A 21,229-nucleotide genomic window follows, 5' to 3' on the forward strand; every position below is an offset into this window, starting at 1 on the left:
TGACGACATGACCCACGGCTTCTACGAGTCCGGCGAGCCGATCGCCGACGCCAAGGCTCCGGCCGGCGCCATCGAGGAGCGCTGGACGACCCGCAAGTTCGAGGCCAAGCAGGTCAACCCGGCCAACAAGCGCAAGAAGAAGATCATCATCATCGGCACGGGGCTGGCCGGCGGCTCGGCCGGCGCCACCCTCGGCGAGGCCGGGTACCACGTCCAGCAGTTCTGCTTCCAGGACTCACCGCGCCGCGCCCACTCGATCGCCGCGCAGGGCGGCATCAACGCCGCCAAGAACTACCGCAACGACGGCGACAGCGTGTACCGGCTGTTCTACGAGACGGTCAAGGGCGGCGACTTCCGGTCCCGCGAGTCCAACGTGTACCGGCTCGCCGACATCTCCCGGCAGATCATCGACCAGTGCGTCGCGCAGGGCGTCCCGTTCGCCCGCGAGTACGGCGGCCTGCTCGACAACCGCTCCTTCGGCGGCACGCAGGTCTCCCGCACCTTCTACGCGCGCGGCCAGACGGGCCAGCAGCTGCTCCTCGGCGCCTACCAGGCGCTGATGCGCCAGGTCGACGCCGGGAACGTGGAGCTGTACCCCCGGCACGAGATGCTCGACCTGATCATGGAGGACGGGCGGGCGCGCGGCGTCGTCGTCCGGAACCTGATCGACGGCGAGGTCAAGCACTACACGGCGGACGCGGTGGTGCTGGCGTCCGGCGGCTACGGCAACGTGTACTTCCTGTCCACGAACGCGATGGGCTCGAACGTCACCGCGTCCTGGCGCGCCCACCGGCACGGCGCCCTGTTCGCCAACCCCTGCTACACCCAGATCCACCCGACGTGCATCCCGGTCAGCGGCGACCACCAGTCGAAGCTGACGCTGATGTCGGAGTCGCTGCGCAACGACGGCCGCGTGTGGGTGCCGAAGAAGGCCGGCGACACCCGCCGGCCGTACGACATCCCCGAGGACGAGCGCGACTACTACCTGGAGCGCATCTACCCGTCCTTCGGCAACCTCGTCCCGCGCGACATCGCCTCCCGCGCGGCCAAGAACGTCTGCGACGAGGGGCGCGGCGTCGGCCCCGGCGGGCTCGGCGTCTACCTCGACTTCGCCGACGCCATCGGGCGCCTCGGCCGGGACAAGGTCGAGGCCAAGTACGGCAACCTCTTCGACATGTACGAGCGCATCACCGGCGAGAACCCCTACGACACGCCGATGCGCATCTACCCGGCCGTCCACTACACGATGGGCGGCCTGTGGGTGGACTACGACCTGGAGTCCACGATCCCGGGGCTGTTCGTCATCGGCGAGGCGAACTTCTCCGACCACGGCGCGAACCGGCTGGGCGCCTCCGCGCTGATGCAGGGCCTCGCGGACGGCTACTTCGTCCTGCCGAACACCGTCGGCGACTACATCGCCCGCACCAGCCTCCCCCCGGTCGCCGAGACCGCGATCGGCGAGGCGGAGGAGCGGGTGCGGACGCGGATCGAGCGGCTGCTGTCGATCGACGGCGACCGCTCCGTCGACTCCTTCCACCGCGAACTCGGCCACATCATGTGGGAGTACTGCGGCATGGAGCGCACCGAGGAGGGGCTGCGCAAGGCGCTGGACCTCATCCCGGCGCTGCGCGAGGAGTTCTGGACGCGCGTCAAGGTCACCGGCAAGGGCGAGGAGCTGAACCAGCAACTGGAGAAGGCGGGCCGCGTCGCCGACTTCTTCGAGCTGGCCGAGCTGATGGTCGTCGACGCGCTGCACCGCGCCGAGTCCTGCGGCGGCCACTTCCGGGCCGAGAGCCAGGACGAGGACGGCGAGGCCAAGCGCGACGACGACAACTTCGGCTACGTCGCCGCCTGGGAATGGGCCGGGGAGGGCGCGCAGCCCGTCCTCCACAAGGAGGCCCTCAACTTCGAGTACGTCAAGCCCACGCAGAGGTCGTACAAGTAATCATGAAGCTCACACTGCGCGTCTGGCGCCAGAGCGGCCCCCGGGACAAGGGCGGGATGGTCGAGTACAAGCTCGACGACGTCTCCCCCGACGCCTCGTTCCTGGAGATGCTGGACGTCCTCAACGAGAAGCTCATCGCCTCCGGCGAGGAGCCGGTCGCGTTCGACCACGACTGCCGCGAGGGCATCTGCGGCATGTGCTCGCTGGTCATCAACGGCACCCCGCACGGCCCGGAGCGGGCCACCACCACGTGCCAGCTCCACATGCGCAAGTTCAAGGACGGCGAGGTCATCGACGTCGAGCCGTGGCGGGCCAGGGCGTTCCCGGTCGTCAAGGACCTGGTCGTCGACCGGTCGGCGTTCGACCGGATGATCCAGGCGGGCGGCTACATCACCGCGCCGACCGGCACCGCCCCCGAGGCGCACTCGACGCCCGTCCCGAAGCCCGACGCCGACGAGGCGTTCGAGGCCGCCGAGTGCATCGGCTGCGGCGCCTGCGTCGCGGCCTGCCCGAACGGCTCGGCCGCGCTGTTCCTCGGCGCCAAGGTCACCCACCTCGGCCTGATGCCGCAGGGCCAGCCCGAGCGCTGGGACCGCGTCGTGTCCATGCTGGACACCCACGACGAGGAGGGCTTCGGCGGCTGCACCAACACCGGCGAGTGCACCGTCGCCTGCCCGAAGGGCATCCCGCTGGACGTCATCGGCCGCCTGAACCACGACTACCTGAAGGCGACCGCCGGCGGCAGGAAGCGGTAACCGCACCCCCTTGTTCTCGGTCCCGCCCGGAGTACCGGGCGGGACCGTTCTAATGTGTCCGCATGACGGTCACCCTTCTGCCCTACCACCAGGACGAACGGCTCCCCGACGCGTCCTTCCCCCTGTCCGGCCTCGACGTCGTCGCCGTGACGCCGCCCCTCCCCGACGGCGACGTGTGGCAGCGTGTCGCGGCGCTGTTCGAGCCGCTCGTCGCCGAGGTCGCCGGCCAGATCGACGGCGGTTCCATGCCGCGCGTGGTGTCGGGCGACTGCCTGACCGCCGAGGCCGTCCTCGCGGGCGCGCAGAAGGCGGGGGTCGACGCCTCCGTGGTCTGGTTCGACGCGCACGGCGACGTCCACACGGTGGACAGCTCGACGTCCGGCTACCTCGGCGGGATGCCGCTCCGGCAGATCCTCGGCGCCGACACCGCGCTCCTGCCCGACCGGCTGGGCCTGCGCACCCTGCCGGAGGACCGCGCCGTCCTGGTGGACGCCCGCGACCTCGACCCGGCGGAGGCGGAGTTCCTCGCGTCCTCGAAGGTCCGGCGCTGCCCGGTCGACGACGTGGAGACGCCCCCCGGCCCCCTGCTGCTGCACGTCGACGTGGACGTCGTCGACGCCGCCGAGCTCCCCGGTCTGAAGTTCCCCGTCGGCGGCGGCCCCTCCCGCGACGCGGTCGTCGCGTCCGTCCGGCGGATCATGGCCACCGGCCGCGTGGCCGCCCTGGACATCGCCTGCCCCTGGCATCCGCCGCGGGGCGGCGAGGACGCCGTCCGCGCCCGGCTGCTCAAGGATCTCCTGACCGCCTGATCCGACCGCCGGCCGGTCCGCTCAAGCGCTTCGACAGGCGCTGATCTTGCCGTAACATGCGCCGCACATGCATGAGGGGGTGCATATGCACGAGCTAATGCACTGTGCAGGCGGCGCCGGCCCCGCGGTTCACCGGACGATCCTGTGTCTGGACGTCGAGGGCTACGGGCGCCGGACGAACGGGGACCAGCTCGCCGTACGGGCGGGCTTATACCGCGCCCTGCGGAGGGCCCTCGACGAGTCCGGCGTGCCCGCGGCCTCCTGCTACTGCGAGGACCGGGGCGACGGGGCCATGATCCTCATCCGGCCCGACGTGCCGAAGGAGCTGCTGGCCGGAGCGTTCCCCGCACGGCTGGCCGCCCTGCTGGAACGGCACAACGACGGCGCCCCGCCGGACGCCCGCATCAGGGTCCGCGTCGCCGTGCACGCCGGCGAGATCCACCACGACGACCACGGCGTCGCCGGAACCGCGATCAACAAGGCGTTCCGGCTGCTGGCCGCCGGCCCCCTCAAGGACGCGCTGCGCGCCTCCCCCGGCGTCCTCGCGCTGATCACCTCCGACTGGTTCTTCGAGGAGGTCGTGCGGCAGAACCCCGCGTGCCGCGCGGCCGACTTCCGTCCCGCGCGGGTCGAGGTCAAGGAGGTCCGGGAGCGGGCCTGGATGCGGCCGCCGGACTCCTGGCCGCCTGCGGACACCGCCCGGACCCTCCGGCTGCTCGCCCTGCACCCGGGCGAGGAGATCTCCGTCCCGGCCGCGGCCGCCCTCATCGACGTCCCCGACGCCGAGGCGCGCCTCCTGCTCGGCGACCTCGGCCTGGCGGAGCGCGCCGACGGCCGGTACGGCGTGCCCGGCCGCGACCCCGGCCCGGGGCTCGGGCCGCGGGAGCGCGCGGCCGCCGTCCGCCGCGTCCTCGGCTGGTACCTCGGCACCGCCGACAACGCGCGCCGCCTCCTGTGCCCCGACCGGATCACCGCCCCGCCCCTGCCGGACGAGCAGCGCCGCGCCCTCCGCTTCGCCTCCGCGGACGAGGCCCGGCGCTGGTGCGAGACCGAGCGCCCGAACCTGGTCGCCGCGGCCCGCGCCGCCGCCGACGAGGGCCACCACGACATCGCCTGGCGGCTCCCGCTCACCCTCTGGACGTTCTTCTTCCTCCGCGGCGCCTGGACCGACTGGAGCGAGGCGCTCCGCGGCGGCCTGGCGTCCGCGCGCATCCTCGGCGACGACCGCGGCGCCGCCTACGTGCTCGGCGGCCTCGGCTACGCCAGCCAGAACCGGTGGCGGTTCGAGGAGTCCGCCGAACTGTTCACCGCGGCGTGCGAGGCGTTCTCCCGGCTCGGGGACGTCCGGGGCGAGGCGTGGGCCCTGCACGGCCTCGGCTACGCCTGCCGCCGCCTCCACCGGTACCGCGAGGCCGTCGTCCACCACCGCCGGTCCGTGCTGCTGGCCGCCGCGGCGGGCGACCGCCGCAACACCGGGCGAGCGCTGACGGCCCTCGGCTACGCCTACGCCGGGCTCGCCGACTTCGGCTCGTCCCTGGACCACTTCGAGCAGGCCCACGGCATCGCGCTGGGGGCCGACGGGCGCACCCTCGGGTGGACCCTGCACGGGCTCGGCTACGCCCACCACGGCCTGCGCCGCCTGCACACCGCCATCGTCCACTACGAGAAGGCGCTGGACGTCTTCCGCGAGTTCGGCGACCGCCCGGGCCAGGGCGAGACCCTCTACAACCTCGGCCGCGCCCACATGCAGATGTCCCGCCCGGACGCCGCGCGCGACTGCTGGCTGCGCGCCCTCGCCATCTTCGAGGACCTCCGGACCCCGCAGACCGACGGCGTCCTCGCGCGCCTCCGCTCCCTCGATCCGCGATCATGACGGGATGACCCTCCAGCAGCACATGCGCCGGGCCGCCGAAGACTCCCTGCGCTCGTTCCCCGAGGCCCTCCTCCCCGACGTCTACGTCCTCTCGCTCCGGATCTCGCACGGCGAGTTCTCGACCGTCCACGAGCTCTGGGACTACCCCTACGACCCGTACATGGCGATCGGCTACAACACCGAGAGCAACGTCCGGCAGAACCTCGAACGCTCCTCCGCGGACCCGGTGGAGGCGCGCTGGAGCTACGCCTACATGCTGCTGGAAGAGGCCGCCCCCGCGGGCCACCACCCCGCCGACCCCGAGGGCACCGCCCTCTACCTGGACGAGGTGAAGCGCCTCGGCCTCTGGTACGAGCCCGGCGACGACGACGCGGAAGAGGAGCAGGACGAGAAACTCTGCGCCCACTTCGACGACCTCTGCATCGACGCCGCGCGACACCTGCACTCCACGGGCCTCGTCCAGAGGATCCTGGGCCGCGAGGTACCGATCGTCCTCTTCGACATGTTCCGCATCATCGAACCCGACGCCACCCAGGCGGCCAACCCGCCCCACCTCGTCCCCGCCGACTACCTGACCTTCCAACAGGGCTGACGGACGTCTGGCCGGGGCCCTGACACAGGGGAGCGGCGGGGAAATTCGCCCTTCCCCACCTCCGCGTTCTACCGGGCATGCGGGATTTCAAAGCCGGCGGACGCCTGAACTGCGGCCCTGGTCAGCTCCGCCTTGTTTCCGAGTTTGAGTTTGCCGCGTATGCGCTTGACGTAGGTGTCCACCGCGTGTCGGCTGATCCCGAGATGACGGGCGATCTGGCCGTGCGTGTATCCGTCGGCGATGCAATCGAGGACCTATTGTTCGCGAAGTGACAGTTGGTCGGTCGCGGCGGGAGTCTCGAGGGACGATGAAACACCGTTCGGAATCACCATCCGTCCCGCCGCCGTTCGTACGGCGTCCAAGAGGATGTGGGCTGGAGCATCAGGATGTAAGACGCCGCGGGCTCCGGCACGTAAGCACCTCGCGGCCTCCTCCCTTTCCTCGGGCCCGCGAGCCCAGCTCAGGATGAGGACCGAGGTCTTGCGGGACAGCTCCGTGATCTCCCGTTGGCGTGCGGTGTCGTCGGACGAGCAGAACCCCAGAAGGGCGACGTCGAGTGCGTTCGACGGCACACCGTGAGCATTCGTTTGAGAAAGCTCAATTGTTACCTCATGCGCCTTATCGAACACATATCGTAGTCCATGCAGGATGACGGGTCGCGGATCGATGATGCCAAGACGGATCACTTCACCCCCAACGACTGCGGGCTTCTACTCTTCTCGCATGCCGGGAAGATCTCATCCGGGCCACGTCAGAGAACAGCAAATCTCCGCAAGGGAACTCACGAGGAAGGATTTTCTGCAGGGGTTTTAGATTGTTCCGCCCCAATGATCTACGACATACGCCAGTTATTCAAGGCTCCCGAGCAATAAATGAGAGGACCTTCAGGGCCATCGAATAACTGCAGGTAGATCAACCTCCGGCGCGAATCACGGCCCGCGTCCGGTCATCCGTGCCGTCTCGATCCGCCCGTTCGACCGGTTCGCAGCCGACCCGTCCGGCGGCGGACGTCCGTCACGCCGCCGAGTCGGTCGGCCAGACCGCCGGACCGCGGACCGCGTGTTCCCGGCGCGGCACCGTCGTTCACCACATTCATCGCCGGACCTTCGATTCGCCATCCGGTCACCGGGAATCAGCGCTTCGTTTCCGCCTGGCCACGGACGGAAGGTGCGGCAGGCGCTCCCTCAGCCGGTCGGGGAGCAGGGCCGGCCAATTCACGTCCACGCCTTCCACCCACAGGCGGCCCATCGCCGTGAGCACGCCGGCCACGTCCGAATCGCGGGCCGCGGTGGTGGGGAGAGTGCTCAGAACCGTACCGTCCGGTCGTCGGCCGGGATGTTGCTGAACCAGCGTGCCGAGCGTCCGGCCCGCGCCGACCTCGACCAGTATCGGCGCCGGCAGGCGCCACAGTTCGGCCAACTCGTCCTCGAAGCGGACGGTCCGGGACATGTGCCGTGCCCAGTAGTCAGGGCTGGTCGCCTGGACATCGGTCAGCCACGTTCCGGTGACGTTCGACAGCAGCGGAATGGTGGGCGGGCGCAGCGGGGCCCCGGCGGCCAGTTCACGCATCGCCTCCTCCAACGGTTCGAGCATCGCCGAGTGGAAGGCATGCCGGGTGGGCAGCCTCAGGCTGGCCACCCCCTCGGCCGCGAGCCGTCGTTCAAGGCGTTCCACCGCCGCGATCGGGCCGCCGACCACCGAGAGCCGCGGGCCGTCGGCCGCCGACAGCGACAGTTCACCGTCGAGGTGGCCGGCGAGGTGGCCGGCGCCCAGCATCACCGCGACCATCGCACCCTCGGGTGCGGTCTCGATCAGCTTCGCCCGGCGGGCCACCAGTTCCAGCGCCTCCTCCGGTGCCAGTCCCCCGCCGCACAGGCGGCGACGTACTCCCCAAGGCTGTAGCCGGCCAGTGCGGTGGGACGGATGCCCGAACCCGTCAGGAAGCTGGCCAGCGCATACTCCACGGCGAAGACCAGCGGCTGGGCCACCGCGGTCCGGTCCAGTTCGCCTGACCGTTCGTCCCCGCCGAGAAGCCGGGCCAGGTCGAGCCTGCCGTGCGGCCCGTCCGACGGCGGCGCCTGCTCGCAGTCCTCCGGATAGAGGATTTCGCGCAGATCCCGACCCAGCCGGTTCATGAGGATCTCGGCGCAGTAGTCGAGCGCGCCACGGAAAAGCGGCTCGCTCCGGTAAAGGCCCGCCGCCATTCCGGCATAGTGGTCACCGACGCCGGGGAAGAGAAAGGCGACCGGACGCTCGGCCGCCGTCACGTGTCCGATGTGCGTTTCGCGAGCGGCCGGGGCCTGGAGACGCCGCGCGGCGTCGGCGCAGTCGCGCGCCACCAGCGCCAGTCGGTGCGGCAGCTGCGGCCGGTCATGGACCAGGGAGCCGGCCACCGCGGCCAGCGGAAGGCCAGGTCGGCCGGTCAGGAATCGCGCCAGCCCGCGTGCGGCCGCGCCGAGTTCGTCGCTGGACGAGGCTGACAGGACGACGAGCTCGTATGGCCTGGTCACACTGTTCCTCTCGGTGCGGGGCCCGGGGACGGGCCCTCCGGGCGGTCCCCGGGCCCACGGTGTTTCCGGCTGGATCAGGAAGAGTCGGGGACCGCCTGGGAGTCCATCTGCCTGCGCAGGCTCAGTGGCCGCATGTCCGTCCACGCCTGGTCGATGTGGGCCAGGCACTCCGGTTTGGTCCCCTGGGTGCCCTCCGCGCGCCACCCCGGCGGGATCTCCCGGTCCTCCGGCCAGATCGAGTACTGCTCCTCGTGGTTGATCACGACCCGGTAGGTCCGCTCGTCGTCGTCATCGAACATTTCTCTCTCCTCTCGCGTTTCCCGAAAATCCGTGCCGCTCAGTCGTGCTCCACCCGGCCGGCGTGCGCGTCCTTGGGAACGGATTCGTCGGCCTCCCACAGATGGCGCATCTCCGCACTGTTCTCCAGCAGTTCGTCCAAAGTGCCGACGGCGGTCACCTCGCCGTCGACGAGCACCACGATCTGATCGGCTCGGCGGAGAATGGACGGGCGGTGCGAAACGGCCAGGATGGTGGCGCCGCCGTGGTCCAGAAGCCGGTCCCACAGCCGGCGCTCGGTGGTGACGTCCAGCGCGTTGGACAGGTCGTCGAAGACCATCAGGTCGGTACGGCGCACCGCCATCCGGGCGGCGGCGATCCGCTGCCGCTGGCCGCCGGACAGGCGCAGACCCCGCGGCCCGATCACGGTGTCCAGGCCCTTGTCCAGGCCGGCGAGGTCGTCCTCGAGCACCGCGAGGCGCACCGCCTCGGCCATCTCCGCCTGCGAGGAGGGGGCCCCGAGCATGATGTTCTCCCGGATCGTGCCGCTGAACAGCCGGGGGACCTGCGGCACGAAACTCGACCGCGGCGGGGTCAGGAACGTCTCGGGACGGTCGACGGGCATGCCGTTCCAGAGGACCGTGCCGCGGTCGGCGGGGAGCAGCCCGAGGAGCACCTGCAGGAGGGTGCTCTTGCCGGAACCGACCCTGCCGGTGACGACCGTGACCGTGCCGGCGGGCAGGTGGAGATCGATGTCGCGGATGCCGCGTGAGGTCCCCGGGTGGCGCGAGGTGAGGCCGCGGGCCTCCAGCAGGCGCAGCGGCGCGGACCGGTCTTCGCGGGGTGCCGGCCGCGGCGGCTCGCGCCGCAGGTGAGTCCGCGTGCGGGCGATCACCGCTGATTCGTCGTCGGCGAGTTCGGCCACCCGGCGCATGGAGAGTTCGGCTTTCTGGGACCGCGCGAAGAACATGCCCAGCGCGGTCACCGCCTCGGTGATGAACTGGATGTAGAAGACGAAGAGCGCCAGGTCGCCCACGGTGAAGTCGCCGCCGCGCATGCGCGCCGCGGCCAGCAGCAGCACGAACCCGGTGCCGAGCGCGGCCGTGCCGTTGAACAGGGACGTCTGCACGGTGGTCAGGAGCACCTCGCGGGCGGCGATCCGGAGCCTGACGGCGTTGGCCTGCCGCAGCCGCGCGACGAACCGTTCCTCGGCACGTCCGACCTTGATCGCCTGAACCCCTCCCACCGCCTCCCCGACGACGCTGCTCACCTCCGCGGCCGCCCGTCGACCGGCGTTCTGGCAATCGCGCAGCGGCCTGGCCAGCGCCCGGCTCGCCACCACCATGACCGCCACCGGGCCGACGAGTCCCAGGGTCACGACGGCGTCGATGCCGAGCATGATGACCAGCGCCGCCACAGCGATGATCAATCGGGAGAGGTTGGACGCCGACCAGATCGCGAAGACGCCCACCTCGTCGGTGTCGGCGCCGAACCGGCTGACGGCGTCGCCGCCGGTGCGGTCCAGCGCTCGTCCGGCCGGCTTGCGCAGGATCGCGCGTAGCGCGTTGACCTGCAGGGCCGCGCGGATCCGGTAGGTGAAGCGGGGTTCGACCCGGCTGAGGATCACGCCGTACCAGAGGGCCACCTTGGTGGCCTCCGCGGCCGCCACCAGGGCGATCAGCGACCATGCCGACATGCCGGCCCGATCGGTGCCGCTGAGGGTGTCGAAGATCATCTGGAGCAGCAGTCCGGTGGCCAGCAGCGCGCCCCGCAGCAGGACCCACAGTCCGGTCAGGCCGAGGTAGGTGGGCGCCGATCGGGACAGCATCGGGACCAGCAGCGGTGTCCTCATGCCAGTGCCTCGTCGGCGGCGAGCAGGCGGGAGAACCGCGAGGACGGATCCCCGGCCAGCCGGTCCCGGGGGCCGTGCTCGACGACGCGGCCACCGCTGAGCAGCAGCACCTCGTCGACGGTGCCGAGGGTTTCGAGACGGTGCGCCACGATGATCGCGGTACGTCCGGCGAGCAGGCGTTCCATGGCCGTCTCGAAGACCCGGAGGCTCGCCGGGTCCAGCCGCGACGTGGCCTCGTCCAGGAGCACCAGGCCGGGATCCTGGATCAGGACGCGGGCGAAGGCCAGCAACTGCTCCTGCCCGGCCGACAGCCCGGTGTCACCCGGGCCGAGAAGGGTGTCCAGCCCCGCGGGCAGGCTTTCCAGCCACGGTCGCAGTCCCACCCCCGCGAGCGCCTCGCGCACGCGGGCGTCATCGATCGTGTCGCCGAAGAGCGTGACGTTGTCGCGGACCGTGGCGGCGAACAACTGGACCTCCTGCGTGACCAGACCGACCTGGCCTCGCAATGAGTCCACGGAGATCTCTCGCAGGTCGCGGCCGTCGAGCCGGACCGTCCCCCGGGTGGGGTCGGCGAACCGGAACAACAGGCGTATCAGGGTGCTCTTTCCGCTGCCCGTACGGCCGACGACGGCCAGCCGGGTCTCCGGCCGGAGGCGGAGCGAGATATCGCGAAGCGCGTCTTCTTCGGGCCGGTAACTGAACGAGACGCGCTCGAACTCCACGGCGGGCGCCCCGGCGGGCAGGGCGGCTTCGCCGGTGCGGACCACGCTGCGCTCGTCGAACAGGCCGTGGATGCGGCGCAGCGCCCCCAGCGCGGCTTCGAGATCATGGAACTGCGAGGTGATCACGAGCATCGGGGTCTGCACCATGACCGCGTAGACGACCAGGGTGTAGGCCGCGCCGAGGGTCGTCTGGCCGGTCGTGTAGAGCCATACGCCGGCCCCGAGGGCCATGACGAACCCCGCCGACGCCAGTGACTGCGCGGCCGCCGGCCATCGCACACCCAGCAGCGCGGCGCGGCGGCTGGACCGGAACAGCGTTCCCGCGTAGGTCCAGAAGCCGTGCACGGTGTGTTCTCCGGCCCCATTGGCCCGCAGGTCGGGAAGTCCGTTCAGGCGTTCCTCGAAGAACCCGAGCAGTTTCGCGTTGGCCTCCCGCTGTGCCGCCATCGCCGGAACGGCGGTGCCGACCAGTCTCCGTAGCAGGAAGAAGGAAGCGGTGACGAACGGGGCGTACACCAGACCGATCCTCCAATCCTGGACGAAAAGCACAACCCCGATCCCGACCACAAGCAGCGCGTTGGACAGCACGAGCAGGAACATCTGCGAGAAATAGTTGGCCAGCTTGCTCACATCTCCGTCGATCCGGTCGATCAACTCGCCGGGAGCGTGCCGCTCATAGAAGGACATGTCCAGCCGAAGGCAGTGCTGGGTCAGATCGGCGCGCAACTCGTTCGTCGCGTGCCAGGCCACCCGGGCGCCCCTGTACTCGGCGACGATCCAGATCACCTGCGCCACCACCGCGACCGACAGATAGGCCGCGCCGAGCCCCAGCAGAGTCGACAGCGGGGCACCGGAGCGGACACCGTCGATGAACCTCCCCAGCAACTGCGGGTTGGCCACCTGGAGGGCCGTGGAGACCAGTGTCGTCACCGCGAGCACGGCGGCGACGGCCCGGTGCGGCCCCAGGTAGGTGCGAAGTGTTCTCGCGGCGTTCGATCCCACGGTGCCGTCCGCGTTCCCGGTACTCGAAGGCTCGGCACTCGCATGCGGCATACAACGGTTCCTTCGGACGATGGGTTCTTCCAGCATTCGGGGCGCTCGCCCCAGAGCCATGATGTCGGTCAACGCTCCTCGGTCAGCGCGGTCAGCAACGTGTCCAGCCGGTCCTGGTCGAGTCCCGACTCGGGGAAATCGGAGGGGGTGTAGCCGCCGGCATCCGGCCGGGTGCAGTGCGAGATCAGTTCGCGGAGGCTAGATAGTTGAAGCCGATGCGCGGCGGCGGCTGTGCCGCGAGGGTCGACGCGTGCGCCGAATGCAGATGGCGCAGCAGACCGTAGCTCAATTGACGGGCAGGGCCAGCGGTTCCGGGGCGCCGGCGAGCTCCTCCCTCCAGAAGTCCGCCAATCCGGCGACCAGGTCATCGGTCAGGCGCTCGCGCTGCCAGACCGCGAAATCGCCGTACTGCAGGGGCAGCGGCGGCAGCACCGGCCCTTCCTGCGCCGGGTCCTTTCCCGATGCGGTGTAGAGCCGCCCCAGTTCGGAGAGGAACACGCCGACCGACCATGCGTCGGTGATCGCATGGTGCATGGCGACGCCGAACAGGTGGTCCCGCGGGCCCATCCGCACGAGCCGCGCCCGCCAGAGCGGCGCGGTCGTGAGATCGAATCCGCGCTCGACATCGCCGGCCAGGATCCGTTCGGCGGCGGCGCGCGGGTCTGGTACGTCCGACAGGTCGGTCATCTCCCAGGGCACGGCCACCGAGTCGTGAACGATCTGCGCCGTTCGGTCACCGGTCCAGGCCAGGGAGGTCCGGAGGATCTCGTGCCTGGCGGTCAGGTCGGCGAGTCCGGCGCGCAACCGGTCGGCGTCGAGGTCGCCGCGCAGCCGTCCGGCGGTCGAGACGACATAGGCCGCCGATCCGGGCCGGAGCCGGTCCAGCAACCACAGCCGCTCCTGGGAGAAGGACGCGGGCAGTGGGGCACCGGTGCGCGGCACCGGCCGCGGGTCCGCCGGGCTCGTCGCCTCGGCGCCGTCCCGCGCCGCGCCGCGCATCCGGCGCGGGACGAGTTCGCGTGCCTGCGGGCTGAGCGCGGCCAGCCGCTCGGAGAGGCCGGACGTACCGGACGTCGCTTCATTCATGTGACTTCTCGCCTTCCGCGAGCCGGGCGGCGACCTCCTCGTCGGACAGCCCGGCCACCTCGTCCACCAGCGCGTCCAGGTCGGCCGCGTCGCTGAGCAGGCGCTCGACCGCGGCCGCGCATCCGTCGATGGAGGGGGCGGCGAACAGCTCCGGCAGGGTGTAGTCGGCCGGGAACGCCTCGCGGATCCGCCCCACGACGCGGACGGCCGTGAGGGAGTCTCCGCCGAGGGTGAAGAAGTTGTCGTGGACGCCGATCCGGGAAACACCCAGAACCTCACCCCACAACTCCGCCAGCACCCGCTCCGCCGACGTCCGCGGCGCCACGAACCGCTGCCCCAACCGCGGACGATCCCCCACCGGAACCGGCAACGCCCCCCGATCCACCTTCCCGTTCACCGTCAACGGCAAAGAACCCAGCCACACGAACACCGCCGGCACCATGTACTCCGGCAACCGACCCGCGACAAACCCCCGCAACTCCTCGACCCCCACCTCACCCCCCACCTCCGAAGCCACCACATACGCCACCAGACGAACCACCCCACCCCCACCATCAGACCGAGCCACCACCACCGCATCCCGCACCCCCCCGATGCCCCCCAAAACCGACTCCACCTCCCCCAACTCCACACGAAAACCCCGCACCTTCACCTGAAAATCAGCCCGCCCCACAAACTCCAGGCCACCACCAACCGACCACCGCACCAAATCCCCGGTCCGATACAAACGACCCCCCGAACCACCACCCCCGAACAAATCCGGAACAAAACGCTCCGCCGTCAACCCCGGCCGCCCCAAATACCCGCGCGCCAGACCAGCACCACCCACGAACAACTCCCCCACCACACCCGGCGGCACGGGATGCAGTTCTCCATCGAGTACGTAGGCGCTCAAATCCGGGAGCGGGACTCCGATGGGGCTCCGCTCCGAGGACGGGGAATCCTCCGCCTCCGCGGAATCGGCCGCGGGAACGTCGTCCGCCGAAAGCGGGTAGTAGGTCGCGTGCACCGTGGTCTCGGTGATGCCGTACATGTTGACCAGCCGCGGCGCCCGGTCGCCGTGGCGGGCGAACCAGCCGGTGAGCATGCCGGGCATCAGGGCTTCGCCGCCGAACACCACCACGCGCAGAGCCGTCCGTCCCCCGGTGGCGTCCGCCTCCTCGGCGGCCAGCAGGTTGCGGAAGGCCCCTGGCGTCTGGTTGAGCACGGTCACCCGCTCCCGCACCAGCAGGGCGCGGAACTTCTCCGGCGACCGCGCGACGGCCGCCGGCACGACGACCGCCCGGCTGCCGCTCACCAGCGCGCCCCAGAGTTCCCAGGCCGCGAAGTCGAACGTGGCGGTGTGGAACAGCGTCCAGACGTCGTCCGGCCCGAAGGAGAACCACGGCCGGGTGGCGGTCAGCAGCCGGACGAGAGCGGCATGGGTGACCATCGCCCCCTTGGGCCGTCCGGTCGAACCGGAGGTGTAGATGACATAGAGCAGGTTGCCGGGCACCGTGTTCCGCGGCGGCGCCCCGGCGGGCCGGCGGTCGATCTCCGCCGCGTCCTCGTCCATCCGCACCGTCGGCAGATCCGATCCCGCGGGTGCCCGCTCGCCCGCCCGGCCGGAGGTGAGGAGGATCCGCACGCCGGCATCGTCGAGGACGTAGGAGATCCGCTCCCCGGCGTGATCCGGATCCACCGGAACATAGGCCCCGCCCGACTTGACGACGGCGAGCAGCGCGATGACCAGGTCGATCGAACGAGGCAGGCAAACCCCCACCCGCACCTCCGGCCCGGCCCCGAGCGCGCGCAGGTGATGGGCGAGCCGGTTGGCCCGGCGGTCCAGTTCCCCGTAGGTCAGCCGCCGCGCGCCGCACACCACGGCCACGTCCTCGGGCCGCCGCGCGGCCTGCTCGGCCACCAGTGCCCCAAGGCACGCCGGGGGTGGGCCGCTCTCCGGCTCCCCGCCCGCTCGGAGCAGCAGCCGTCGCCCTTCCGGCCCCAGAAGGTCCAGGTCCCGGCAGGCGCTGCCGGGACGGTCCAGCGAGTCGGCCACCAGTGCCAGGAAGGACTCCATCAGTTGCCCGGCCGCATGACGCGGCGGTGGCGGCCCTCGTGATCGGCGAGAGCGGCGTCATCCTCCAGCTCTTCTTCAACGTGATCAAGGAGGAGGGCGCCATCAGGGATCGTCCGTGCCCGGCTGTGGAAGGCGCTCGTCTGGCCGCTCATGGCCACGGGATCCGTCTTCCTGCTGGTCGACGGACTGGGATCCGGTGACATCGCGGGCTTCGGCCTCATCGCGCTGGTGGCGCTCGCGTACCACGTGTACGCGACGACCACCTCCGGCCTCGAGAGAGACGAGGTCAACACGGTGGCGACCTTGGCGAGGCTGCCCACCGTGCTCCTCCTGACGGTGATGCTCATCTCCGCAGAAGAGCCCGGTGCGTTGCTCCGTGTCAGCGCGGAAGCCTGGTGGGTCTGCTCGGTCTCCGGCGCCGTCGGCGTCGTGGCCCTGCTGATGATCAACGCGGCATGGAAGCGTGGCCTCACGGTCGCGACCCACGCCAGCGTGATGCCCGTCGACAACGGGCTCGCAATGGTCGACGGCATGATCGCCGGCCAGATACCGACCCTGGCCAACTGGCTCGGGGCCGGACTGGTCATCTTCGCGGAAGTGGGCGCCGTGCGCGCCCGGATCCCGGACCGGAAGGAGCCGCCGAAGTTCTCCAAGTGGCTTGACGGCCAGATGACCGGCTGACTCGGCGCAGGATCACGCGTTCGAGTAACGAGGTGAGGCCCTAGGGCCGATCCGCCAGCCGCGGCGGGGAGGAGTCTTCCTCCCCGCCGTTCCTTGTGCGGCCCGCCCGGCTCCTGTGCGACCGGCGGCTCCCTCCGACAGGGCCGGCAGGCGTCCGGTCAGGCCGTCACCAGGGTTTCGACGCCGGCGGGGAGGCTGCCGGCCAGGGCGGCCTCTACCAGGAACGTCTGGAGGGTCTCCTGGAACGCCCGGGCGGCGTGGGTGAGTTCGACGTCCTTGCGGTGGGCGAGCGCGATGGTGCGGAGCAGGCCGGGGCCGTGGCGGCCGCGGCGCGCCTCCTCGTCCGCCAGGACGAGCGGGGTTCCGCGCAGGCCGGGGCGTCCGGCCAGCACCATGCTGGGGACGACCGCGATGCCGAGCCCGACCTCCACGAACCGCAGGACGGCGTCCATCTCGCCGCCCTCCACGGCGAACCTCGGCTCGAACCCGGCGTCCCGGCACGCGCTGATGGTCGCCTCGCGCAGGTCGTATCCGGGACGGAACATCACCAGCGGGCGGTTCTGCAGGTCCTCGATGCGCAGGTACGAGCGGCGCGGGAGCGGCGCGGTCCTCGGGGGGCGTTCCGCGGCGCCCGGCTCGGGCCCCGCCGGGGACGCCACCACCAGGTACTCGCGCAGGATCGGCGTCGTGTCCAGGGGCGGGTCGCCGTGCAGGGGGAGGATGACCAGGGCCATGTCCAGCGAGCCGCGCGTCAGCTCCCGGACGAGGTCGCGCGAGCCGCCCTCCTCGACGAGGAGCTGGATCCCCGGGTAGGCGTCGTGGAAGCGGCGCAGGACGTCCGCCAGCAGGCCCGCGCACAGCGACGGCGTCGCGCCGAGCCGTACCCGCCCGCGCTTGAGGCCGACCAGCTCCTGCACTTCGAGGCGTGCCGTGTCGACGTCGGCCAGGATGCGCTTCGCCAGAGGGAGCAGCGCCTCACCGGCGGGAGTGAGGGTGATGTTGCCGCGCGCGCGGCTGAACAGCGACACGTTCAGCTCGTTCTCCAGCGCGCGGATCTGCTTGGACAGCGATGGCTGCGCGACGCGCAGCAGCTCGGCGGCCTGCGTGAAGTGGCGTACCTCGGCGACCGCGGTGAAGTAGGCGAGCTGCTGGAGCTGCATCCTGCACAGCGTACGGGTCGCCGCGGCGCGCTCCCCGCACCGGGTCAGCGCGCATGGCGGCGCAGGGCCTGGAGGTCGTGGACGATGAGGCGGCGGCGGCCCGTCTCGATCCAGCCGTGGCGGCGCAGCGTGCGCAGGGCCTTGCTGACCGCCTCGCGGGACGCGCCCACCCAGCCCGCCAGTTCCTCCTGCGACAGGTTCAGCGTGATCTGGACGCTCTCGCCTTCCGGCGCGGCGCCCGTCCGGCCGTCGTAGGGCACGCCGAACCGCTCCGCCAGTTCGACGAGGCGCTGCGCCACCCGTCCGGTCGCGTCGAACATGCCGAACTCGACGCGCTTGCGGTCGGCGTCGCGCCAGCGCTGACACAGCATCCGCATGATGAGGATGGAGATGCGGCCGTGCACCTGTAAGAACGCCATGAACTCGTCGGCCGTGACCGCGAGCGCACGCACCGGTTCGAGCGCCGTGACCGTCGCCGACCGGGGCAGCCCGTCGATCGCGGCGACCTCGCCGAGCAGCGCCCCCGGGCCGCGCACCGCCAGGAGCGTCTCGCCGCCGAGCTCGCGGTAGGAGCACGCCTTGACCCGGCCCTGGAGCAGCACCGCCACCCAGCCGGGGGCCTCCCCCTCGATGAAGAGGGTCTCCCCCCGGTCGAACTCGCGGACGCGGCCGCGGGCCGCCAGCTCCTCGCGTTCCGCCGGGGTGAGATCGCCGAGGAACGAACCATCGAGGGCGCTCATGCCCACAACGCTAAAGGGCCTGGAGCGTTCCCGCCTCCCGGGAGGGAATCACGGTTCAATCACGCGTTGTGTGCACTTATCCCTACTCGAACGTTCCAGGGTGCGTCAGTGTGGGACGCGGCGTGCACGGCCGGCGGTCGTCCCGGCGTCCACGGCGTTCACGCGGAACGGCGGAACGGCGGAACGGCGGGCGGCGGGCCGGGGGCACGCCGCCCGCCGGGCCACGGAACGCCGCCTGCCAGAACGGCGTCCCGTGACGGGAAGCGGCGGAAAACGCGAACGTCCCCCGTCGCGCGGGGCGGCGGGGGACGTTCGCGAAGAGCCGTGCGGCCGGGTCAGGCGGACGGGGTGTCCTCGCCCTTGCGCACGATGCCGAGCTTGCTGCCGAGCCACACCAGCGGGTCGTACCTGCGGCCGACCACACGCTCCTTCATCGGGATCAGCGCGTTGTCGGTGATCTTGATGTGCTCCGGGCAGACCTCGGTGCAGCACTTGGTGATGTTGCAGAAGCCGAGGCCGTGGTCCTCCTGCGCGATGTTGCGGCGGTCGGCCTGGTCCGCGGGGTGCATCTCCAGCTCCGCGATCCGCATCAGGTAGCGCGGGCCCGCGTACTCGGGCTTGTTCTCCTCGTGGTCACGGATGACGTGGCAGACGTTCTGGCACAGGAAGCACTCGATGCACTTGCGGAACTCCTGCGAGCGCTCGACGTCCACCTGCTGCATGCGCAGCTCGCCCGGCTCGGCGTCGCCCGGGTCGAACGAGGGGACCTCCCGGGCCTTCTGGTAGTTGTACGACACGTCCGTGACCAGGTCGCGGATGACCGGGAACGTGCGGACCGGGGTGACGGTGATCGTCTCGTCCGGGTCGAAGGTCGACATCCGGGTCATGCACAGCAGCCGCGGCATGCCGTTGATCTCCGCGGAGCACGAGCCGCACTTGCCGGCCTTGCAGTTCCACCGGACGGCGAGGTCGGGCGCCTGCGTGGCCTGGAGCCGGTGGATGATGTCGAGGACCACCTCGCCCTCGTTCACCTCGACCGTGTAGTCGGTGAGCTCGCCCGTGCCGTCGTCGCCGCGCCAGACCTTGAACTTCGCCTCGTAGCTCATCGGCCGTCCTCCTCGTTCTCCGCGGCGTCGGCGGCGGCGGCGTCCGGCTCCGGCGCGTCCTCCGCGTCGCCGGCGGGCGCCTGCCCGGCGGGGGCCGTCGGCAGCTCCTCGGCGGTCAGGTACTTCTTCAGCTCGTCCGCGTCGAACAGTTCGAGCAGGTCCGTCCGCATCGGCGTGAGCGGCTGGCGCCGCAGCTCGACGTGCGGGGACGCCGGGTCGCCGGCCAGCGAGCAGATCAGGTTGATCTTCCGCCACTCCGCCGACATGCCCGGGTGGTCGTCGCGGGTGTGGCCGCCGCGACTCTCCTGGCGCTCCAGCGCCGCCTTCGCGACCGCCTCGGACACCAGCAGCATGTTGCGCAGGTCCAGCGCGAGGTGCCAGCCCGGGTGGTAGCCGCGCCCGTCGCCGACCGCGACGGGGTCGACGCTGACGTTCGCGACCCGCTCGCGGAGCTTGCCGAGCGAGGCGATCGCCTGCTGGAGCTCCTCCTCCTTGCGGATGATGCCGACCAGCTCGTTCATGGTCTGCTGCAGCTCGGCATGGACGGTGTAGGGGTTCTCGCCGCCCTCCCGCTCGAACGGGGCCATCGCCTCGGCCGTCGCGGCCTCGATCTCGGCGTCGGGGACGCCCGGACGCGCGGGAAGGGCGTCCACGTACTCCGACGCTCCGAGCCCCGCCCGGCGGCCGAACACCAGCAGGTCGGACAGCGAGTTGCCGCCGAGCCGGTTCGAGCCGTGCATGCCGCCGGAGACCTCGCCCGCCGCGAACAGGCCGGGCACGGCGGCCGCGCCGGTGTCGGGCTCGACCTCGACGCCGCCCATCACGTAGTGGCAGGTCGGGCCGACCTCCATCGGCTCCTTGGTGATGTCGACGTCCGCCAGCTCCTTGAACTGGTGGTACATCGACGGCAGCCGCTTGACGATCTCGGCGGCGCCGCCCGGCATCCGGTCGACGACGGTGAGGAAGACCCCGCCGTGCGGCGACCCCCGTCCCGCCTTGACCTCGGAGTTGATCGCGCGGGCCACCTCGTCGCGCGGCAGCAGCTCGGGCGGGCGCTTGTTGTTGTCGGGGTCGTCGTACCAGCGGTCGCCCTCCTCCTCGGTGGTGGCGTACTGGTTCTTGAAGACCTCGGGGATGTAGTCGAACATGAACCGCCTGCCCTCGGAGTTGCGCAGGACGCCGCGGTCGCCGCGCACCGACTCCGTCACGAGGATGCCCTTGACGGACGGCGGCCAGACCATCCCCGTGGGGTGGAACTGGACGAACTCCATGTTCAGCAGCGATCCGCCCGCGAGCAGGGCCAGCGCGTGCCCGTCCCCGGTGTACTCCCAGGAGTTGGACGTGACCTTGAACGCCTTGCCGATGCCGCCGGTCGCGAGCACCACCGCGGGCGCCTCGAACACGACGAACTTGCCGGTCTCCCGGACGTAGCCGAACGCGCCGGAGATCTTCCCGTCGGGGTCCTTCAGCAACCGGGTGACCGTCGTCTCGGCCCAGACCTTCAGCCGGGCCTCGTAGTCGCCGTGCTCGGCGTGGTCCTCCTGCTGGAGGGCGACGATCTTCTGCTGGGCGGTGCGGATCAGCTCCAGGCCCGTCCGGTCGCCGACGTGCGCCAGCCGCGGGTACTCGTGCCCGCCGAAGTTGCGCTGGCTGATCTTGCCGTCCTTGGTGCGGTCGAACAGCGCGCCCCACAGCTCCAGCTCCCAGATGCGCTCCGGGGCCTCCTTGGCGTGCAGCTCCGCCATCCGCCAGCTGTTCATGAACTTGCCGCCGCGCATGGTGTCGCGGAAGTGGACCATCCAGTTGTCGTTGGCGTTGACGTTGCCCATCGCCGCGGCGGCGCCGCCCTCGGCCATCACGGTGTGGGCCTTGCCGAACAGCGACTTGGAGATGATCGCGGTCTTCTTGCCCTGGAGGCGCGCCTCGATCGCCGCGCGCAGCCCGGCGCCGCCCGCGCCGATCACCACGACGTCGTAGAGGTGCCTCTCGATCTCAGTCATGATTCCTTGG

17 protein-coding genes and 1 pseudogene are annotated in these 21,229 nt (G+C 71.0%); 6 read left to right on the top strand and 12 right to left on the bottom strand.

The genetic code is table 11. The features are described from left to right. The first annotated feature begins 7 nt into the window (after nt 1-7). From ACQEU6_RS20660 to ACQEU6_RS20680, 5 genes are all read left to right on the top strand, one after another. Nucleotides 8-1,945, top strand: coding sequence for a fumarate reductase/succinate dehydrogenase flavoprotein subunit (locus ACQEU6_RS20660; protein ID WP_499340277.1), 1,938 nt, complete (start codon nt 8-10; stop codon nt 1,943-1,945). 2 nt (nt 1,946-1,947) lie between these two features. Then, nucleotides 1,948-2,700 (top strand): succinate dehydrogenase/fumarate reductase iron-sulfur subunit, encoded by a 753-nt coding sequence (locus ACQEU6_RS20665; RefSeq protein ID WP_499334110.1) that lies wholly within the window; start codon nt 1,948-1,950, stop codon nt 2,698-2,700. 62 nt (nt 2,701-2,762) lie between these two features. Next, on the top strand, nt 2,763-3,509 hold the full coding sequence (locus ACQEU6_RS20670) for an arginase family protein (RefSeq protein WP_499334111.1): 747 nt from the start codon (nt 2,763-2,765) through the stop codon (nt 3,507-3,509). 97 nt (nt 3,510-3,606) lie between these two features. Further along, nucleotides 3,607-5,382 (top strand): tetratricopeptide repeat protein, encoded by a 1,776-nt coding sequence (locus ACQEU6_RS20675; protein WP_499334112.1) that lies wholly within the window; start codon nt 3,607-3,609, stop codon nt 5,380-5,382. Nucleotides 5,383-5,386: 4 nt separating this feature from the next. After that, on the top strand, nt 5,387-5,974 hold the full coding sequence (locus tag ACQEU6_RS20680) for a hypothetical protein (protein WP_499334113.1): 588 nt from the start codon (nt 5,387-5,389) through the stop codon (nt 5,972-5,974). Between the two features lie 68 nt (nt 5,975-6,042). Here ACQEU6_RS20680 and ACQEU6_RS20685 read toward each other — a convergent pair whose 3' ends face one another. The 8 genes and pseudogenes from ACQEU6_RS20685 to ACQEU6_RS20720 form a co-directional block, all read right to left on the bottom strand. Next, nucleotides 6,043-6,216, bottom strand: coding sequence for a response regulator transcription factor (locus ACQEU6_RS20685; protein WP_499340279.1), 174 nt, complete (start codon nt 6,214-6,216; stop codon nt 6,043-6,045). An 880-nt stretch (nt 6,217-7,096) separates the two neighbouring features. Continuing rightward, nucleotides 7,097-8,652 (bottom strand): annotated as a pseudogene (locus ACQEU6_RS20690) (acyltransferase domain-containing protein). Further along, nucleotides 8,559-8,783: an MbtH family protein gene (locus tag ACQEU6_RS20695; protein WP_499334115.1), complete on the bottom strand. Its 225-nt coding sequence runs from the start codon at nt 8,781-8,783 to the stop codon at nt 8,559-8,561. Before ACQEU6_RS20695 ends, ACQEU6_RS20690 begins: the two are co-directional and overlap by 94 nt. 38 nt (nt 8,784-8,821) lie before the next feature. Continuing rightward, complete coding sequence (locus ACQEU6_RS20700) at nt 8,822-10,612, bottom strand: ABC transporter ATP-binding protein (RefSeq protein ID WP_499334117.1); 1,791 nt, start codon at nt 10,610-10,612, stop codon at nt 8,822-8,824. Continuing rightward, nucleotides 10,609-12,459 carry an ABC transporter ATP-binding protein gene (locus tag ACQEU6_RS20705; protein WP_499334119.1) on the bottom strand — a complete coding sequence of 617 codons (1,851 nt, stop codon included), beginning with the start codon at nt 12,457-12,459 and terminating at the stop codon, nt 10,609-10,611. The genes ACQEU6_RS20700 and ACQEU6_RS20705 overlap by 4 nt, the downstream gene beginning before the upstream one ends. Nucleotides 12,460-12,672: 213 nt before the next feature. After that, nucleotides 12,673-13,473: a condensation domain-containing protein gene (locus tag ACQEU6_RS20710; RefSeq protein WP_499334121.1), complete on the bottom strand. Its 801-nt coding sequence runs from the start codon at nt 13,471-13,473 to the stop codon at nt 12,673-12,675. Beyond that, nucleotides 13,466-15,376 carry an amino acid adenylation domain-containing protein gene (locus ACQEU6_RS20715; protein ID WP_499334122.1) on the bottom strand — a complete coding sequence of 637 codons (1,911 nt, stop codon included), beginning with the start codon at nt 15,374-15,376 and terminating at the stop codon, nt 13,466-13,468. Before ACQEU6_RS20715 ends, ACQEU6_RS20710 begins: the two co-directional genes overlap by 8 nt. A 155-nt stretch (nt 15,377-15,531) precedes the next feature. Next, a complete protein-coding gene (locus ACQEU6_RS20720; protein ID WP_499334123.1) occupies nt 15,532-15,684 on the bottom strand; it encodes a hypothetical protein in 153 nt (50 codons plus the stop codon). On the opposite strand from ACQEU6_RS20720, the gene ACQEU6_RS20725 reads away from it, so the two are divergent. Then, entirely contained in the window at nt 15,683-16,213 is a 531-nt protein-coding gene (locus ACQEU6_RS20725) for a hypothetical protein (RefSeq protein ID WP_499334124.1), read from the top strand. The genes ACQEU6_RS20720 and ACQEU6_RS20725 overlap by 2 nt on opposite strands. A gap of 158 nt (nt 16,214-16,371) precedes the next feature. Here ACQEU6_RS20725 and ACQEU6_RS20730 read toward each other — a convergent pair whose 3' ends face one another. The 4 genes from ACQEU6_RS20730 to ACQEU6_RS20745 form a co-directional block, all read right to left on the bottom strand. Further along, on the bottom strand, nt 16,372-17,373 hold the full coding sequence (locus tag ACQEU6_RS20730; protein WP_499334125.1) for a LysR family transcriptional regulator: 1,002 nt from the start codon (nt 17,371-17,373) through the stop codon (nt 16,372-16,374). A 44-nt stretch (nt 17,374-17,417) separates the two neighbouring features. Continuing rightward, nucleotides 17,418-18,113 (bottom strand): Crp/Fnr family transcriptional regulator, encoded by a 696-nt coding sequence (locus tag ACQEU6_RS20735; RefSeq protein WP_499334126.1) that lies wholly within the window; start codon nt 18,111-18,113, stop codon nt 17,418-17,420. A 335-nt stretch (nt 18,114-18,448) separates the two neighbouring features. Next, the gene (locus tag ACQEU6_RS20740) at nt 18,449-19,219 is read right to left on the bottom strand and encodes a succinate dehydrogenase/fumarate reductase iron-sulfur subunit (RefSeq protein ID WP_499334128.1); all 771 of its coding nucleotides are present in this window, start codon (nt 19,217-19,219) and stop codon (nt 18,449-18,451) included. Then, on the bottom strand, nt 19,216-21,219 hold the full coding sequence (locus tag ACQEU6_RS20745) for a fumarate reductase/succinate dehydrogenase flavoprotein subunit (RefSeq protein WP_499334129.1): 2,004 nt from the start codon (nt 21,217-21,219) through the stop codon (nt 19,216-19,218). The genes ACQEU6_RS20740 and ACQEU6_RS20745 overlap by 4 nt, the downstream gene beginning before the upstream one ends. Nucleotides 21,220-21,229 lie beyond the last annotated feature (10 nt).

Origin of the sequence: Spirillospora sp. CA-108201 (assembly GCF_050936235.1) — a bacterium.
Taxonomy (GTDB): domain Bacteria; phylum Actinomycetota; class Actinomycetes; order Streptosporangiales; family Streptosporangiaceae; genus Spirillospora.

Coding starts and splice junctions, on each gene's coding strand:
- ACQEU6_RS20680 (WP_499334113.1), top strand. CDS start 5,387: ATGACCCTCCAGCAGCACATGCGCCGGGCCGCCGAAGACTCCCTGCGC.
- ACQEU6_RS20695 (WP_499334115.1), bottom strand. CDS start 8,783: ATGTTCGATGACGACGACGAGCGGACCTACCGGGTCGTGATCAACCAC.
- ACQEU6_RS20745 (WP_499334129.1), bottom strand. CDS start 21,219: ATGACTGAGATCGAGAGGCACCTCTACGACGTCGTGGTGATCGGCGCG.
- ACQEU6_RS20670 (WP_499334111.1), top strand. CDS start 2,763: ATGACGGTCACCCTTCTGCCCTACCACCAGGACGAACGGCTCCCCGAC.
- ACQEU6_RS20700 (WP_499334117.1), bottom strand. CDS start 10,612: ATGAGGACACCGCTGCTGGTCCCGATGCTGTCCCGATCGGCGCCCACC.
- ACQEU6_RS20710 (WP_499334121.1), bottom strand. CDS start 13,473: ATGAATGAAGCGACGTCCGGTACGTCCGGCCTCTCCGAGCGGCTGGCC.
- ACQEU6_RS20735 (WP_499334126.1), bottom strand. CDS start 18,113: ATGAGCGCCCTCGATGGTTCGTTCCTCGGCGATCTCACCCCGGCGGAA.
- ACQEU6_RS20720 (WP_499334123.1), bottom strand. CDS start 15,684: ATGAGCGGCCAGACGAGCGCCTTCCACAGCCGGGCACGGACGATCCCT.
- ACQEU6_RS20725 (WP_499334124.1), top strand. CDS start 15,683: ATGGCCACGGGATCCGTCTTCCTGCTGGTCGACGGACTGGGATCCGGT.
- ACQEU6_RS20675 (WP_499334112.1), top strand. CDS start 3,607: ATGCACTGTGCAGGCGGCGCCGGCCCCGCGGTTCACCGGACGATCCTG.
- ACQEU6_RS20665 (WP_499334110.1), top strand. CDS start 1,948: ATGAAGCTCACACTGCGCGTCTGGCGCCAGAGCGGCCCCCGGGACAAG.
- ACQEU6_RS20740 (WP_499334128.1), bottom strand. CDS start 19,219: ATGAGCTACGAGGCGAAGTTCAAGGTCTGGCGCGGCGACGACGGCACG.
- ACQEU6_RS20730 (WP_499334125.1), bottom strand. CDS start 17,373: ATGCAGCTCCAGCAGCTCGCCTACTTCACCGCGGTCGCCGAGGTACGC.
- ACQEU6_RS20660 (WP_499340277.1), top strand. CDS start 8: ATGACCCACGGCTTCTACGAGTCCGGCGAGCCGATCGCCGACGCCAAG.